Here is a 15943-nt window from a genome sequence, read left to right on the forward strand (position 1 = left end):
GAAGCGGCCGGCCCTTGGAGGAGGATCCACCGGACCCTCCCTTCCGACGGGCCAGCCCGGGCTGCGCCGGGCGACCATGTGGACGCGACCGCGAGCGGTGTGTCCGCGGTCACCGGCGCAGTGCTTCGAGGGGTTCGATGCGCGCCGCCCGAAGCGCGGGGTAGCAGCCGGCCACCAGGCCGACGAGACCGCCGATGAGCGGCGCGGGCAGGACAGTGGCCGGTTCGATGACGGCGGTCCACCGCTTGGCGACGGCGATGGCGATGACGCTCAGGACACCGAGACTCGTCCCGATCAGCCCGCCGAGGGTGCCCAGAGCGGTGGACTCGGCGAGGAACTGGACACCGATGTGACGGGGGCGGGCGCCGAGTGCCCGGCGCAGTCCGATCTCTCCGGTGCGTTCGAGGACGGCGACGAGGGTGGTGTTGGCGATTCCGAGGGCGCCGACGGCGAGGCATATCGCCGCGAGCAGGAGGAACAGACCCGACAGGTCGGTGCTGACCTGGTCCCGCAGGGAGCGCGGGTCGGGCGGGGCGGCGACCTTCAGCAGACGGGGCTGGTCCGGACGCAGGGCCCGCGGCGCCTGGTCTGCGATCAGTTGGGCGGCTCCGAGACGGACGTGGACGACAGCCTGCGCCGGCCGGTCGTTCGGCGGGCCGTAGGCGGTCAGCGCGGTACCGGCAGGGATGATCACGCCGAGGAGGGACTCGGGCAGGCGCTGGGTCTCGGCGATGATGCCCACCACGGTGTAGGCGGTGTTCTCGACGAACACCGCCGGCCGGCTGTCGACCCGGGTGATGCCCAACAGGCGGGCCGCCGCGGAACCGAGGAGGCAGACCTGTTCCCCGCGCTCCTGGTGGAAGGAGTTGAACAGCACCCCGCTCCTGACGGTGGGCTGCATCGCGGCGAGCGCACCCGGAGTGGCGGCGTACAGCCCGATTCCGCCGCCTTGTCCGCCCGGGGCTGCGGCGGACCCGGCGGGCTTGGCCCCGATGGCGGGACTGCGCAGGGGAACGGTCCACCAGAGGCCGCCGTCGACGACCCCGTTGAGCCGCGCCAACCGCGCGTCGGTGTCCGAGGGGAAGCCCGTGCGCGGTTCCTCCCCCGGTACGAGGGCGGTCTTCGGGGCCTTCGTCGGTGTGTCCGTGACGGTGACGGTGGTGGCCTGGAGGAGGTCGAAGGACTTGCCGATCTGGTGGGTAACGGTCGTGGTCAGGGCCAGCACCGCGACGAACACCCCGACACCGAGGACCGTTCCGAGCATGGTGAGCACGGATCTGGCCGGTCGCTGGATCAGACCGGTGACAGCCTCGCTGACGAGGTCGTGGACGCCCAGGCGGGTGTACCCGGCCCGGCGGGTCCTGCGGTCGCGGACGGCGGCGCGGAGCCGTCGGGCCCGGCCCGGAGGTACCTGGGGCATCATGTGTCCCGCCCGTGGGCGGTGTCCTGCCGGTGGCTGATCCGCCCGTCCAGGATGGCGACCCGGCGGGAGGCCCGGGCGGCCACCCCCGGGTCGTGGGTGATGACGATCACCGTAACGCCGTCGCCGTGCAGGTCGTCGATGAGGTCGAGCACCGTCCCGGCGGTGCCGGAGTCGAGGTTGCCGGTGGGTTCGTCGCACAGCAGCAGGTCCGGGGCGTTGACCAGGGCCCGGGCGACGGCGACGCGCTGGCGCTCACCCCCGGAGAGGGTGGTGGGCAGGGCGTCGAGGCGGTGGGCGAGCCCGACCCGCCGCAGGACGGCCTCGGCGACGCCCCGGCGCTCGCGCCGGGTGCCGGTGACGTAGAGCTGGGCGAGGGCGACGTTCTCCACGGCGGTGCGATGCGGGACCAGGTGGAAGGACTGGAAGACGAATCCGATCCGCCGTCCGCGCAGCGCGGTACGCCCGGCCTCGTCCAGCTCCCGGAGATCCGTTCCGCAGAAGCGGTAGATGCCCGAGGTGGGGCGGTCCAGCAGGCCCAGGAGGTTCAGCAGCGTCGACTTGCCGGAGCCGGAGGGACCGGTGACGGCCAGGTACTCGCCCTGCCGGACGGTCAGGTCGGTCGGGTGCAGGGCATCGACCGGCGGAGGGCCCGGGAACGACCTGGCGAGCTGGACGAGCTCGATCACCGGATCCGCCGTGGCCGGTGACGCGGTGCGGGTGGGGTCTGTGGAGTGGACAGTGGTGATCCTCACTCGCCGATCACCACCTGGTCACCGGGCACCAGGTGCCCGCCGTCGGCGGCCGTGACCTGGACCATGCCGTCGGCGGACGGCCCGGTGGTGACGTTCACCAACTGCCGGGTACCGTCCTGCCGCACCGTGGTGACGTGAGTGCGGGTGTCCGCTCCGGCGAAGATCGCCGCCTCAGGCACCGCCAGGACGGGCCCGGAGGTCGTCGCGGAGGTGATGGTGATCCGGACTTCCCGGCCCGCCCAGGCCTTGTCCCAGGGCTCGGCCGGACTGATCGCCAGCGGCAGGTAGGCGGCTCCCCCGTTGACCGCCTGCGCCGGGGGGCCGGTGGGCTCACCGCCCTTGGCCGCCGGCGGCACGTCACCGGGCGCCGTCAGCTCCCCTACTGATGCCACGGTGGCCTTCGCCTCCCGGCCCTGGGTCTCGGAGAGCACCTGCGCCGGCATCCCCGGCTGGACGAGGGCTGCGCGCGCCGGCTCCAGCATTCCGATCAGTTGCATGTCGCCCCGCGCCAGGGTGATCACCGGCCCCTTGACCGGGTCGCCGACCTCCAGGGGCAGGGCGGCCACCCGGGTGGGTCGGGAGGGCAGGTAGACGCACTCCGAAGCGGGCAGCATCGGCCCGTCGACGCTCTCCGCCTGCCGCACCGCTTCCTCGGCCTGGGTGACCCGCTGGCGGAGCGCCGTGAGGTCCGGGGTGGGAGCCGCACCGCCTCCTGGCCCGGCGCTCCTCGTGGGATCGGGTGCCTTCGCGGGACCGGCTCCGCCGCTCGCGTCCGGGGTGGCGCCCGGGGACGGAGCGGAAGCCGTCGTGGTCGAGGGCGCCGGCTTCTGCCCCTCTTTCAACGCGGCCCTGGCCTGGTCCGCCTCCTGACGGGCCGCCTTCACCGCGGCCGCGGTGGTCGCGCCCGTGATCGGGACCTGGTAGCCCATGGCCGTGTACAGCGCCGTGAGGGCCCGCTTCGTCCCCGGCCCGAACGTCCCGGGAGTGTCGGAGCCGACGTCGTGGCCCAGCTTGCCCAGGGCGGTCTGCAACTGTTCCACGTCGGCGCCTGACTCACCGGGCGTCAGATCGCGGTAGAACGGCAGGGGGCCCTCCAGGGCGAACACCGGACGGCCCGAGTACTCCACCAGCGGGACACCGGGCTTGACCTCGTCGCCGGGCTTGGCCAGGAGACGGGTGACGACCGCGTTCGCTCCGCCGGGGTTGCCGGCCGTCGCAGCGACCGACGTGGGCGTCACGGAGGTCTTCTTCCCCTCCGAGAACGTGCCGCGCAGCACCACGGTGCTGCGCAGGACCTGTGACGTGACCGGAGTGGTCACGGTGCTGGCCTGCGGCGGCCCGGAGTCGGCCGCCGCCTGCGCGGGGGACCGGACAAAGGACGAGCCGGCCATCGCGCCGACCGACACCAGCGCGGCGCCCAGCGCGGTTGCCATGATGGCCCGCCTGCGTCGTACCAGCCGCGCCCCGGACGCCGTCGGCGGCTCGGACGGCTCTCCGGCTTGTTCCATGACGTTCACTTCGCTCGTTCCTGTCGCCGGCCAACCACGAATGCACGGAATGAGAGGTGAGGACGGGATGTCCTCCCAGGAGCTGCGCGGCCGTTCACCGGGCGGTGGCGGCCTTCACGGCAGCGTTGATCCGGTCGCGGAGCTCGGTGAGGGCGAGTTGGTTCTTCTCGATGAGCCCCTGCTGGACCCGGCTCTCGGTCTCGAACCAGATGCCGACCAGGTTCACCGTCTCCTTGCAGTCGACGTCCGCGAGGGCGACGGCGATCTCGGCCGAACTCACCGCCCCGGAGCCGCCGGCAGGCGCGAGCCTGAAGGCGTTCTCGGGAAGGTCGACGGTGTAACCCTTGCCCGCCATGCAGGAGGACCACTGGCCCAGTGCCGCCTGTACCTGGGGGGCGGCTTTGGAGGTGTCGAAGCTTTCGCTGTCGAGTCGGCCCGACAGGGTGGTGTCCAACATTGCTCCGACCTTGTCCAGGCCCTCCCGTTGGCAGCCCTCCCGGGGAATGGGGATTCCGTTGAGGGTCGGTGGGGCCTCAGACGCTCCCGGTTTCATCTCCACATGGCCGCTGAAGACCGCGACCTCCGCGGCGCTCATTCTTGGTACGGGTGGCGGAGTGTAGGACTCGCTCCCCAGGTGGTAGCCGAGTTTGCTTGCCGACTCGCGGTCGGTGATGCCGTACCGGCGCACCATGTTGGTGTCGTCGTAGATGCTCGCGGGGTTTCCGTCGGCTGGCGGCGGATTGTAGGAGAAGCCGAAGCGCGCCATGCAGTCACGGGTGAAGCGGTTGACTGCGCTGTCGATGGTCTGGCGCTGCGAGTAGTTCTCCATGTACGCCGACATCGGGAGCATCAGCCCTTTGGTCAGACCGGTCAACGGGAAGGGTGGCGGCGCAGTCGCGTTGGGGCGGTCTTTGGACATGGCGGCCTGCCCGGTCATGGGCGATCCGGAACAGGCACTGATGCCCAGGACCACACTGCCCGCGATCAGCACCGCGATGACCGTACCGGGGAGAGCCCGGAAGCGGTGGTGAAGCGGTGTACCGGCCATAGGGTCACTTTCTCGCGAAGGTTGACGTCGGTCGTGGTGCGGAGGATGTGACGGTTCCGACGACATCGCCGGTCCGGCCGCCCGGCCCGACCCCGGGCCGGGCGAACCGTCTCCGGGCCGGGCGAACCGTCTCCGACCTGGAAAGTCCGAGGACTGCGGGTGAAGCACTCCGGTGGTCCGCTCGGAGGCTCGGGGGCCGTCTTCTCAGGCCCAGGCCTGTGAGGCGTTGTCGTTGTGGAGCTGCGAGTCGAGGTTGACGCCCCTGCTGCAGCCGTAGTTGCCCGAGATGTACTGGGAATGGCCTCCGTAGTTGGAGTAGAGGTAGACCCGGTAGTTCGCTTGGGAGGAGCAGCCGAGCACGGACGCCGCATTGTTCTTCACGGCCACGCCGTTCCCGGAGTTGCCGGAGAAGATGTAGTGGATGTTGACCCCCGCCCCGGCGTAGTCGGGAACGTTGCCGAGGAACTTCGCGCGAGCGCTGTCGGTATAGCCGTTCGAATCGACCGAGTTGTAGAAGACGTACAGCACGTTCGTTCCCGTGGTGCAGTCGGGATTCGTATTGACGAGGCAGTTGTCCGACACGAAGTAGTCGGCAGCGCTCGCCTGGTCTGCAAAGGCCAGCGAACTGGTAAGAGCAGCGGCGAGTATCGCTCCCCGCACAATGCTTTTCGACTTGAGATTCATAGCATTTCCTTTCTTGTTCTCGAAGATCGATTAAACTCGACCCGATGGCCGTCGAGGCCAGGATTTTCAGGAGTGCCGAGCGGACTCTGCTGATCCTCCCACTGCTGCGACAGGGGGCCGGCTTCCCTTCCTTGCGATGGTCGCCGACCAGGTCGTGTGCGGACCCATTGAATCATCGCCAAGGTGGGCAGAAATCGGACATATACCGTATGGGCTGATAGTGGCTTGATTCTCGATGGCCGATTCTGTCGATCGCGTGGCCCTAGGTGGGAGTAAAATTTACTGACATGCCAGAATTGGGTCATGGTGTCCTGGGGGGGATGGGTTGATTTTTCGACAGATTTGAACGGCCGCCTGCCGAGAATTTAACAATTTGACGGTGATGTGGATATTGTTCGCTGCCGGTCAACGCTTGATGCCGCGTTATTTGTCCAGTATCAGTTGGTGCATCTTCTTCTGTCGGGGCTGCCTGGAATTGGCGATTCCTCTTCCGGTTGTACTGTTCGCAGTCGCACGGGAAGGCCGACGACCGGTCGGCGAAGGCCGCTGGTGCACGATCGGAGCACGGCGCTGACAACGGGTCGCCGGCGAGTTGCAGGTGGAGGCGGAAGCAGCCGGACGCGACACCCCATAACCCAACCGCGCAACGCCCCGCACGAGAACGCACTGAACAGGCCACCCATGAACAGCACACCGCGCGACACCAAAATGATCCAGAACCTGAAGGCCGCTGGACGGCGGATCAGCGGTGGCCCACCTCGCGATCCTCTGATCATCCCGACCTTCATTGAGGGCCAAGAGGAGAGGGTGATTTCTATGGAGGATCGGGCCGAGATCCGCCGGCTGCAGCGGGCGAGCGTATGCCGATCCAGGGGATCGCCCGGCACCTGGGTATTTCGAAGAACAAGGTGAAACGAGCCCCGGCTACCGATCGGCCGCCGGTCGACCAGCGACCACTGAAGGGCTCGGCGGTGGACGCCGTGGAGCCCACGACCTGCGAGTTGCGCAGGCAGACCGCGAAACGATGCCCGCGACCGTGATCGCCGAGCGGATCGGCTGGGAGTGCGGGATGACCATCCCCAAGGAGCGCGTGCACAGAGTGCGTCCCGCCTACCTGTCGGTCGACCCGCTCTCGCGGACTGTCTGCCAGCCCGCTGAGCTCGCCCAGCGCGACCTGTGGTTCCCGCCGGTCGACATCCCGCTCGGCTACGGCCAGTCGGGCCGCTCACCCCTGCTCGATCGAGGAATCGACCCCGCCCATTTGCGCGGAATCACGCGCCGGCAGCTCGCCCACCTGGGAACACTGGACTTCCTCAAGGCCAAGGAGAACGCGATCTTCCTGGGGCCGCCTGCGCGGGCGGGACGCGCATCGCGGCCGGGCTGGCGTCCGGGCCTGCCAGGCCGGCCGCCGGGTCGCGTTCGCGCCAGGCGGCCCCTGTCCGCCGCCCACCATGCCGGCCGGCTCCGAGACGAGCTGGTCAAGCTCGACCGCTACCCGCTGATCGTGATCGACGAGGTGGGGTATATCCCGTTTGAGGCCGAGGCCACGTACCTGTTTTCCAGCTGATGTGCTTGGCGGGCTCCCAGTCCAGGCATATTCGGACAGAGGTGAGGAGGGGATTGCCGTTCTTCCAGAGAGTTGCGGTCAAGCCGCTGGCCCTCGCAGTGAGAACGTCGCCGATCCGTGATATCCACAAGGAACTGGGGCGCGGAGGCGCCGTCAAAATCCTACCGGCCAGCCGCAAGCATCGCGATTCCTGTCGATCCCCGATCCGATTCGGTGGGCCCTGACATTTCTCACCGGACAGTAGACATCCCTGGTCCGCATTTTAGGCGAAATGTGTGTGGGGGGATCGACCGCTTCCCGCCTGACCGCTTCCCAAAACCAATCAATTCTTGGTGGGCTGGGCTCATATGGACCCCGAGAGACAAGAACCGCCCCTGGCCCCTTAATCACTCAAAGCACCCTAAACGGATATTTCGCCGCCCCCAGAAAGCGGAAGGTGATCTCATGCCGGTCAATCCCTGCTCGTCCCTGCAGGTCAGCGGCATATTATGTGTGCGATTTGCAATTGACAGACGCACGCCTCTCATCATCCGCTAGGCTACTAACGGTCGCTCGGCAACTCCAATACCTGCACTGTTGGAGTGCTCGACCCAAGCTGCGGCCACAGTTTGCCGTCTGATCAACGTGCTTGTCGCCCCATGTCGAAAGCTCCGATCTCGTTGGAATTTCAACAAACTCTTTCGAATCGGCAGTAGTCATACCCGCGCAGGTCATCGAGATACCTGCATGCCTCTACCTCGCGTCACGAGTGGCCCGGATCGACCCAATCGAAGTACTCCGCAGATAGTCACCTCGAAAGGATCGCTGATGCCTGTTTTCAAGACCCGCCATGGCCTTACCGGAACAATCGCCGCCGCTACCTTGGCTGCCGCGACGCTCATCGGTGCCTCACCCGCCGGCGCGGTAACGACGTGCACGCAAAGTTGCTATCTGGACGCCCGCGCGGGTACTCACACCGGTTTCGACCGTCTTGTCTTCGATGTCGGCGGCTCGGAACTGCCCACAGTGCAGGCCGGTATTTCGTCTACCGGCGAGTACACCGTCGGCGGGAGCGGTGACACAAAGGTTGTCCAGATACCCGGCAAGTCGTACCTGATGCTCCACACATTCTTCTCACACACTACCTACGACGACGGCTCTCGGTCCTACACGACCCCGACCATCCTCCCCGTCGCGCTCCCGTCGCTCAAGGGAGTCCAGCTCCTGAGCGATTTCGAGGGCTACACCGACTTCGGGCTCTCGCTCGACAACTGCACAAGCTATAACGTCTTCACCCTCACTAGCCCCAACCGGATCGTAGTGGACGTCTACCACTGACCTGGCGACGGGGCTGCGTCAGCTCCGCCCGACCCACCCGCGAAGTTCGGGCACAACCACGGTTCGCGCTCGCCACCGACACATGGACCGGCGAACTGACCAATACCGAGCCGGACAAGCACCTGGCCGCTCAGTGAGTCGCCACGAACCGCCTTGCCGAGCTGCGATTCCGACCGCCACCCAAGCCCTGGCCATATACCGGCAGAGGGGCCCTCCCTGCTCCGGCTACTGCCGACCGCCGCGGCGTGGATGGCCGGCCCGCAATCGCCCCGGCCGCACTGAGCTTGGCGTTCAACCTCGCTGCGTTTGGTGATCCTTGATCCGCTCGGCGCGTTTCACGGTCTCGCCGATGCCGCAGTGCCTGGCGCGGTGCTTGTTCCTCGAGCCTGCAGGCCGCTCCGGCCCCGGTCGGGACGGTTTCGGTGTGGCCGCTCGGGCCAGCGAGGACAGCGCGGTCGGTGTCGGTGAACTTCGGCTTGCCGACACGGCGCTGCAGGATGAGGAGCTGGTGCCCGAGCACGAGGATCTCGTGGACTTCTCACGATCGCTCATCGGCAGCAGGCGCAGGAGCGCCAGGGCGTTGGCCGCGGCGAGGTAGATGAGGCGCAGCGGTATGACAGATCGTCATGCCGCCGATGCTTTGAGCATGCGGCAAAGTCGACTAAGAAGACATCTTATTTGGCGGGGTTGGGTAAACTGCGGGCGTGATGATCGTGGAGCGCCTGGTGCCGGACGAGCTGTGGGAGCTGTTCCAGTTGGTGGTGCCGGAGGCGCCGACGCGCCCGCAGGGCGGCGGCCGGCGGCGGCACGGCGACCGCGAGGTGCTGGCGGCGATCGTGTTCGTTGCGACGTCGGGCTGTACGTGGGCTCAGCTGCCGCCGTGTTTCGGCCCGTCAGGGCCCACTGCCCATCGGCGCTTCACAGAGTGGAGCAAGGCGAGGGTGCGGGCCAAGCTGCACCGAGTTGTCCTGGACGAACTCGGCTCGCGGGGCGAACTGGACTGGTCGAGGTGCGCGGTCGACTCGGTGAACATGAGGGCCCTGAAAAGGGGGAGCCGACGGGTCCGAATCCTGTCGATCGGGGCAAGTACGGGTCGAAGATCCATCTGCTCACCGAACGCACCGGTCTGCCCCTTTCGCTCGCGATCTCCGGGCCAACGTCCACGACAGCCAGGCCCTGATACCGCTGGTCGACGCCATCCCGCCGATCCGCTCGCGGCGCGGCCCGAGGCGGCGCAGGCCCGGCAAGCTGCACGGCGACAAAGCAGACGACCACCGCTTCATCCGCTCCTACCTGCGGCGCCGCCAGATTACCGCCCGCATCGCCCGCCGAGGCATCGAGTCCTCCACCCGGCTCGGCAGGCACCGTTGGGTGATCGAACGCACCGTCGCCTGGCTCGGCGGCTTCCGCCGGCTCCACCGTCGCTACGAACGGAAGGGCGCCCACTTCGCAGCGTTCGTCAGCATCGCCGCAGCCGTGATTTGCCATTGCAGGATCACCAAATGAGATGACTTCTAAACGGTGATCCAACGACTGGTCGGATCCAGGGAGGAGGAACTCGTCGTTCCAGGAGGAGTACTTCCTGTTCCCGAGCTCCGTTCTGCTACGGCGACGGCGTCGCCGAGGGCCACGGCTCGGTGCTGTCGTACTGGGTCGTCCCGTGCCCGTGATGATGTGCTCAGCCTCGGCTTGAGCGGCTTCAGCGGGCCGGGGCGAGGACGGGTGTCCCCGCCGACAGGGCGCCGGCGGGTGCTCAGGCGCCGGCGCGGTTCACTTCGTCGTCGATAGCGTCGTAGAGCTGGGTGCCCTGGGCCCAGTCGCAGAGGATCTGCCGGTTGACGAGGACGGAGGACGAGGTCGTGGCGGGCGGCGAAGGCGCGGGCGTCCCGGGTGAAGCCGTTGAGTCCGATCATGACGGGTACGTCGGTGTGGTGTTCGGGGCGGGCGGTGTCGTTAAAGGTCTGGATGTCCCGGGATCCGGCCGGTTTGCCGTAGTGCTTGCACTGCACGACCACCTTGCGGCCGAGGTGGTCCCCGGCGATGACGTCCGCGCCGAGGTCCCCGGTGCGGCCGGCCCGAGTGCTGGACCCCGGTGAAGCCGTCGCGGGCGAGCAGGTCGGCGCACGCCCGCTCGAACTCCGTGGCTTCCATCGTGTCCAGGTAATGCATCCCGTACATCAGGATGGCCGGGGTCTCGTTGTCGAAGTCGTCCTCCACGTAGCGGACGTACCCGCGTGGGGTGAGGAGGTGGGCCGCGAGCACGACGGGTGCCAGCGCGATCGGGGCGGCGATCAGAGCCGACCACCAGGGGTGATCGGTGATCCAGCCCCAGACGTCCACGCTGAGCCAGCGCCAGCAGGAGGTGCTCAGCCACTGCCGGACCACCTTGGCGACGGCGATGGCGAGAACCGCTCAGGCGATGGCCTCAGCAGCGGATCGAAGGTACCGTCATGGCGCACCGTTCGGCCCAACTGTACCTCGGGGTGCTGGCGCCGGAACGGCCGGGCGACGGGGCGTGCTCGCCGCCGGGGCCTTCGGTTGGCAGGTGCGGCAGTTCGTGGAGGGCCACGCCGTTCTCGGCCCACAGACGGAGCCGGTCGCGGTCGACCCAGCGCCCCTGGTGCTTGTCGCCCCATTGCTTTGGCGTCGCAGTGAACGAGCCGTTGGTGACCACGACGGCGATGTCGGCACCGTGGACGGCCGGCGGTGCCCTTGACCTGGTACATCACGGGGAGCCGACCTTTCCGTCGACTGTGGTGTGCTTCGCCTGCAGCACGATCCGGCCCAGTGCCGGTTGCTGACCGATCACGTCGGCGGCCTGGCCGCCCTGCCGACCGTCCAGCCGTCGCGGACCAGGAGGTTCCGCAACGCGAACGCGAACTCCTGGTCGTCCAGCGCGTCTATGCTGCTCAGGGTCAGCTGCAGACCGGCCAGTCGCGCCGGGCGGGCCCTATCAGCGGCGCGGAGCCGCACCCACCACAGTACCGCGCCGGCGAGGGCGGTGGCTGCAAGAGGGACGAGTACGGGCCAGTACTGGGCGTGACCCGGGCGCCGGCGATCGCGGCCTGGGTGATTAACGTGGCCACCGCCAGGGGAGTGACACCGGCCGCCACGTGCTCGGTGGTACCCCGGGGCCAGCGCAGCCACCGGCGTCGCCCGCGAGCCATCAGGAGGCCACCGGGGCGGAGGTGGCCGTCAGCGCCGGACTGTTTGGCGTGGCCGCGCCGGTGTCGCCGAAGCCGATGAAATGGCTCCACAGCCACACGAGCGTGCAGACGTCGACGATCGTCCAGCCGCTCATCCTCCTCGCGCTCGGTCGCGGGTTGCGTCGGATGTGGCTGCGGACGACGTGGTATCCCTCGGGCATCGGCATCGGATGGGCTCCCCTCCCGTCGGCGGGCCGCCCCTCGCGGCCCGCTCCGCCCTCTGATGTAGCACTGCCCGACAAACTGACGGGATGTCGATAGTCGATCACAGGCAGCAGCGGAAATCGGACCGGATCTCGCGCCGATACCGGCTTCGCGGCGGGGCCAACACCTGCACTTGCCCAGGCTGCCGAACTGCCCGACGCAATAGCGCTCTTGATGGACGAATAGAACGCAGCTAGAGCCTTCACCCCGCGAATCACCTGTCAGCTGGACGATATCCCGGTCGCAGTGCGGTGGGCATCGTCGATGCATCTGGCGAAAACCAGTAGCGTACGCCGGGGGCGTAGAAGAGGGGCGCCCGCGCCCTTAGCCGGTCAGCGGCCACACGGCCACTGACAGCCCGTCAAAGCTGTAATAAGCCGTCGAATTACGGCGATTCATCAGAAACATGAACCGCGGCTACGGTCGGGCCCTACCCTCTCGTCGGACGGGAAGGAAACGGTCGGTGACAGGCATGAAGCCCGGCGCAGGACGCACGCGGCGCCAGGACAACACAGGTACCGACGGCGACAGTGACAGCAGCCTCGCGTTCCTGATGGGCTCTTCGCGCTCGGCGCCGTCGTGCAGACCGCGGCCTGGCTGTGGGGCCATTCACTGGCCGCCACCGCGGTACTCGGCGGTGCCGCCGCGGTCCTCGGGTCCCTGCGTGCGGCACTTCGGCGCACGGCCCTTGGCCCACCACTCTGCGGCGGCGCCCGGGGGAGCGGTCCCGGTCCCGGTCCGGAGGTTCAGTGCGGGCGCAGCCCGGTGAACACCACGTCCAGGACGCGCCCGTGGCCCGCCGGGTCGGGGCCGAGCTGGTCCAGGGTGGCTCCGGTGCCGACGATCAGCGCGATCAGTTCGGGCAGGGTGAGGTCCGCGCGGACGGCCCCGGCCCGCTGGGCGCGGTCCAGCAGGTCCGCCAGCCGGGTGCGGACGACGTCGGAGGACGCGCGCAGCGCGGAGTGCACGTCGATGCCGGCCGCGGCGAGGACCGGGGCGAACTCGTTCTTGCCGGCGGACTGCTCGACGATCAGCCGGAAGCAGCCGAAGAACGCCTCGGCGGGCTCGGCCCCGGCGGCCAGTTCGGCCGTCCCTACCGCGATCGTCTCCATCCGACGCACCATCACCGCCTCCAACAGGGCCTCCTTGGTGGGGAAGTGCCGGAACAGCGTGCCGACGCCGACGCCGGCGGCGCGGGCGATCTCCTCCGTCGGCACACCGACGCCGCAGGTGGTGAACACCTCGGTGGCGGCGTCCAGCAACTTGGCCCGGTTGCGGGCCGCGTCCGCCCGGAGCGGTCGCTCCTCTGTGTCGCTCATCCTCTCAACTCCCTTTCGTGCGAAGGCGAAAACGCCGGCCGGCCGGGCCTGGACAACCGGACTGCCCAGTCCGTATCGTCGTACCGGAGCCGCAGGTCCGGTTGCGGCGGCCGCATCCTCGTCCTTGCCGCTCCGTCCTTGCCGCTCTGTTTTTGCCGCTCCGTCCTTGTCGTTTCGTCCTTGTCGTTCCGGGGGTTGATCATGTCCGAAACTCGGTCACCGCGCGAGACCTTGCACGTACTGCTCGACGGCATCACGGCCGGCCGCTTCACCGAGCTCGCCGCGCTCTACGCCGAGGACGTCGTGGTGGAGACGCCCCTCGAACCCGGCGGGCCGGGCCGGTTCGAGGGGCGGAAGGTGCTCGCCGAACGGTTCGCCCAGCTCGGCGGGCAGTCCCCACTGGAACTGAGCCACCGGAACGTGGTGGTCCGCGAGACCGACGACCCCGAGGTGATCGTCGCCGAGTGGGACTACCAGGTGCGCCACCGCACCACCGGGCGGAGCCTCACCGCCGCCAACCTCCAGGTCCTGCGGGTGCGGGACGGACTCATCGTGCACAGCCGCGACTTCCACGACCACCTGGCGCTCGCCGCACTCACCGGCACGCTGCCGCAGCTGGTCGCGGCCCTGGAGTCGGCGTAGCCGCCCCTGCGGTCAGCCCCGGAGGACGCGCCGCAGCCAGCGCAGCCGGGCGTCCCGGGCGTCGCGGCTGACGGCGGCCTCCGGGGCGTAGGTGTCGAAGCCGTGGCACGCGCCCGGCCAGACATGCAGCTCGGCGGCGCCGCCGGCCCGCCAGATCGCGTCCGCGTACGCCACCGCCTCGTCCCGGAACGTCTCGGCCGAGCCGACCTCCAGATAGGCGGGCGGCAGCCCCGTCAGGTCCGTGGCCCGCGCGGGCGCCGCATAGGGCGGCAGCTCGGCGGCGCCGTACCGCTCGCCCAGCACGGCCCGCCAGGCGGTCGTGTTCGACGTCCGGTCCCAGGTGTCGTGGCCCGCCAGCTGGTGGGTGGAGAAGGTGCGGTCCCGGTCGTCCAGCATCGGGCTCAGCAACAGCTGGCCGGCCGGGACCGGCCCGCCCCGGTCCCGGGCCAGCAGGGCGAGCGCCGCCGCCAGACCGCCGCCCGCGCTCTTGCCGCCGACGACGATCCGCCCGGCGTCCGCGCCCAGCTCCGCCGCGCGCCCGGCCACCGCGAGCAGCCCGGCGTAGCAGTCCTCCACCGCCGCCGGGTACGGCGCCGCCGGAGCCAGCCGGTACTCCGCCGAGACCACGGCCAGCCCCAGCGGCTCGGCCAGTTCACGCAGCAGACGCGGCAGGACCGACCACGCGTTCCCCATCACCATGCCGCCGCCGTGCAGGTAGTAGAGGAGCGGCAGCGGTCCCACCGCCCCGGCGGGCCGCGCGCTCACCAACCGCACCTCCGGCCCGCCGCCGAGCCCCGGCACCGCCAGCTCCGCCACCTCGAACCGGCCGCCGTCCCGCAGCTCCGCCACCCCGGGCCTCGGCCGCGCCGCCGCGTCCCGCGCCTGCCGGGCCGCGAGGTTCTCCGGCGTCAGCGGCTCCCCCGCCCCCACCCCGGCGGCCCGCACCTCCGCGTCCACCACCGGCGGGACCGCCCGCCCGCCGCCGTCACCGTTCACGACCCGCCCCCTCCGTCCGGCCGGGGTGGGGACCGGCCGGCCACCCACCCCGCGTCACCTCCCCGAGCCTACTTACCGGGCGGGATGTCGTAGACGTGATCGGGCGTCACGATGCTGGTGACCGCCTTGCCGACCAGCGTGCTGGGCTCCGAATTCTGGGCGATGATGTCGGAATTGAGCAGCAGTACCAGGGTCGCGCACTCCTCCGGCAGATAGATCGTCAGACTCTCGTACCCGGGCAGCGAGCCGTTGTGGCCGATCCAGCCGCCGATGTTGAAGATCCCGAGCCCGTAGTCCGCCCCGGGGATCCCGGTCGGCAGCATCTTCAGCCGCTGCGCCTGGGTGGCGGGGGACAGCAGGGTGCCGGTGGCGACATCCTCGGCCCAGTGCTTCAGGTCGCGCAGATCGGACACGATCGCGCCCGCCGACCAGGCCCAGGAGGGGTTCCAGTGGGTGGCGTCGGCGACCTCCCCGGACAGCGTCTGGTTGGTGTAGCCGTGCGCGTACGGCGCGGGGAGCGCGGTGCCCTCGGGGTAGCGGGTGTGCCCGAGGCCGCTCGGCACGGTGATCCGGTCATGGACGAACTGCTCGATACTCCGCCCGCTCAGCTTCTCCACCAGCAGGCCGAGCAGGACGTAGTTGCTGTTCGAGTACTGGTAGCGGGTGCCCGCCGGGAACACGTTGTCGTGCTTGTACCCGTACGCGAGCAGCTCCTGCGGGGTGAAGACGCGCTGCGGATCGCTCAGGAAGTCGTTCCCGAAGTCCGCGTCCGCGCTGTACGGGAACAGCCCGCTGCGCATCTCCAACAGGTTCCGCACGGTGATGGCCTCCCCGCACGGCACGCCGTCCAGGTAGGCGGCGATCGGCTCGTCCAGGCCGACCAGCCCCTCGTCCACCAACTGCAGCACGGCGGTGGCGGTGAAGGTCTTGGTCTCGCTGCCGATCCGCATGTTCAGCCGGTCCGTCATCGGCGCGCCGGTCTCCTTGTCGGCCACCCCGAACGAGCGGACGTACCGGCCCCGCCCCGGCAGCCACAGCCCGACCTGCACCCCGGGGATGCCCGCCTCCCTCATCACCCGCCGCACGGCCTCGTCGAGCTTCGCCTGCAACTCCGGGCTCAGCTCCCCCGCTTCGTCGTCCTCCACACCGCTGTACACAGCGGGCGCGCCCCCGAGGGCGGGCGCGCCGGCCGCCGACAGCGGCAGCAACCCGGCAACGGCGAGCGCCGCCACGACGAGCGTACGGACCGGCGAACGTCTTCTCATGATCCAGGGCCT

14 protein-coding genes and 1 pseudogene are annotated in these 15943 nt (G+C 69.3%); 4 read left to right on the plus strand and 11 right to left on the minus strand.

The window, feature by feature from the left end:
- Positions 1-109: 109 nt before the first annotated feature.
- The 5 genes from SM793_RS04790 to SM793_RS04810 all read right to left on the minus strand — a co-directional run bounded on the left by SM793_RS04790 (position 110) and on the right by SM793_RS04810 (position 5415).
- Complete coding sequence (locus SM793_RS04790) at positions 110-1420, minus strand: ABC transporter permease (protein WP_320436734.1); 1311 nt, start codon at positions 1418-1420, stop codon at positions 110-112.
- A complete protein-coding gene (locus SM793_RS04795; protein WP_320436830.1) occupies positions 1420-2169 on the minus strand; it encodes an ABC transporter ATP-binding protein in 750 nt (249 codons plus the stop codon). Before SM793_RS04795 ends, SM793_RS04790 begins: the two co-directional genes overlap by 1 nt.
- Positions 2170-2171: 2 nt before the next feature.
- Entirely contained in the window at positions 2172-3608 is a 1437-nt protein-coding gene (locus SM793_RS04800) for a peptidoglycan-binding protein (RefSeq protein WP_320436735.1), read from the minus strand.
- 169 nt (positions 3609-3777) lie between these two features.
- Entirely contained in the window at positions 3778-4674 is an 897-nt protein-coding gene (locus SM793_RS04805; protein ID WP_320436736.1) for a hypothetical protein, read from the minus strand.
- Between the two features lie 261 nt (positions 4675-4935).
- Positions 4936-5415: a hypothetical protein gene (locus SM793_RS04810; protein ID WP_320436737.1), complete on the minus strand. Its 480-nt coding sequence runs from the start codon at positions 5413-5415 to the stop codon at positions 4936-4938.
- 1036 nt (positions 5416-6451) lie between these two features.
- Between SM793_RS04810 and SM793_RS04815 the strand changes: the two genes are divergently transcribed.
- The 3 genes and pseudogenes from SM793_RS04815 to SM793_RS04825 all read left to right on the plus strand — a co-directional run bounded on the left by SM793_RS04815 (position 6452) and on the right by SM793_RS04825 (position 9805).
- A complete protein-coding gene (locus SM793_RS04815) occupies positions 6452-6982 on the plus strand; it encodes a hypothetical protein (RefSeq protein ID WP_320436738.1) in 531 nt (176 codons plus the stop codon).
- Between the two features lie 807 nt (positions 6983-7789).
- Positions 7790-8299 (plus strand): hypothetical protein, encoded by a 510-nt coding sequence (locus SM793_RS04820; RefSeq protein WP_320436739.1) that lies wholly within the window; start codon positions 7790-7792, stop codon positions 8297-8299.
- A 707-nt stretch (positions 8300-9006) separates the two neighbouring features.
- Positions 9007-9805, plus strand: a pseudogene (locus tag SM793_RS04825) (IS5 family transposase).
- Between the two features lie 8 nt (positions 9806-9813).
- Here SM793_RS04825 and SM793_RS36340 read toward each other — a convergent pair.
- The 4 genes from SM793_RS36340 to SM793_RS04840 all read right to left on the minus strand — a co-directional run bounded on the left by SM793_RS36340 (position 9814) and on the right by SM793_RS04840 (position 13028).
- Entirely contained in the window at positions 9814-10464 is a 651-nt protein-coding gene (locus SM793_RS36340) for a restriction endonuclease (RefSeq protein WP_413815879.1), read from the minus strand.
- 640 nt (positions 10465-11104) lie between these two features.
- Positions 11105-11272, minus strand: a complete 168-nt coding sequence (locus SM793_RS04830; RefSeq protein ID WP_320436740.1) for a hypothetical protein — start codon at positions 11270-11272, stop codon at positions 11105-11107.
- Between the two features lie 193 nt (positions 11273-11465).
- A complete protein-coding gene (locus SM793_RS04835) occupies positions 11466-11600 on the minus strand; it encodes a hypothetical protein (protein ID WP_320436741.1) in 135 nt (44 codons plus the stop codon).
- An 855-nt stretch (positions 11601-12455) separates the two neighbouring features.
- Entirely contained in the window at positions 12456-13028 is a 573-nt protein-coding gene (locus tag SM793_RS04840) for a TetR/AcrR family transcriptional regulator (RefSeq protein WP_320436742.1), read from the minus strand.
- A 201-nt stretch (positions 13029-13229) separates the two neighbouring features.
- On the opposite strand from SM793_RS04840, the gene SM793_RS04845 reads away from it, so the two are divergent.
- Positions 13230-13670 carry a nuclear transport factor 2 family protein gene (locus SM793_RS04845; RefSeq protein ID WP_320436743.1) on the plus strand — a complete coding sequence of 147 codons (441 nt, stop codon included), beginning with the start codon at positions 13230-13232 and terminating at the stop codon, positions 13668-13670.
- 12 nt (positions 13671-13682) lie between these two features.
- Here SM793_RS04845 and SM793_RS04850 read toward each other — a convergent pair whose 3' ends face one another.
- Both SM793_RS04850 and SM793_RS04855 read right to left on the minus strand, forming a co-directional pair.
- Complete coding sequence (locus tag SM793_RS04850) at positions 13683-14666, minus strand: alpha/beta hydrolase (RefSeq protein WP_413815876.1); 984 nt, start codon at positions 14664-14666, stop codon at positions 13683-13685.
- 68 nt (positions 14667-14734) lie between these two features.
- Complete coding sequence (locus SM793_RS04855; protein WP_320436744.1) at positions 14735-15931, minus strand: serine hydrolase domain-containing protein; 1197 nt, start codon at positions 15929-15931, stop codon at positions 14735-14737.
- Between the last annotated feature and the right edge of the window lie 12 nt (positions 15932-15943).

Source organism: Kitasatospora purpeofusca (genome assembly GCF_034043715.1).
Lineage (GTDB): Bacteria > Actinomycetota > Actinomycetes > Streptomycetales > Streptomycetaceae > Kitasatospora > Kitasatospora purpeofusca_A.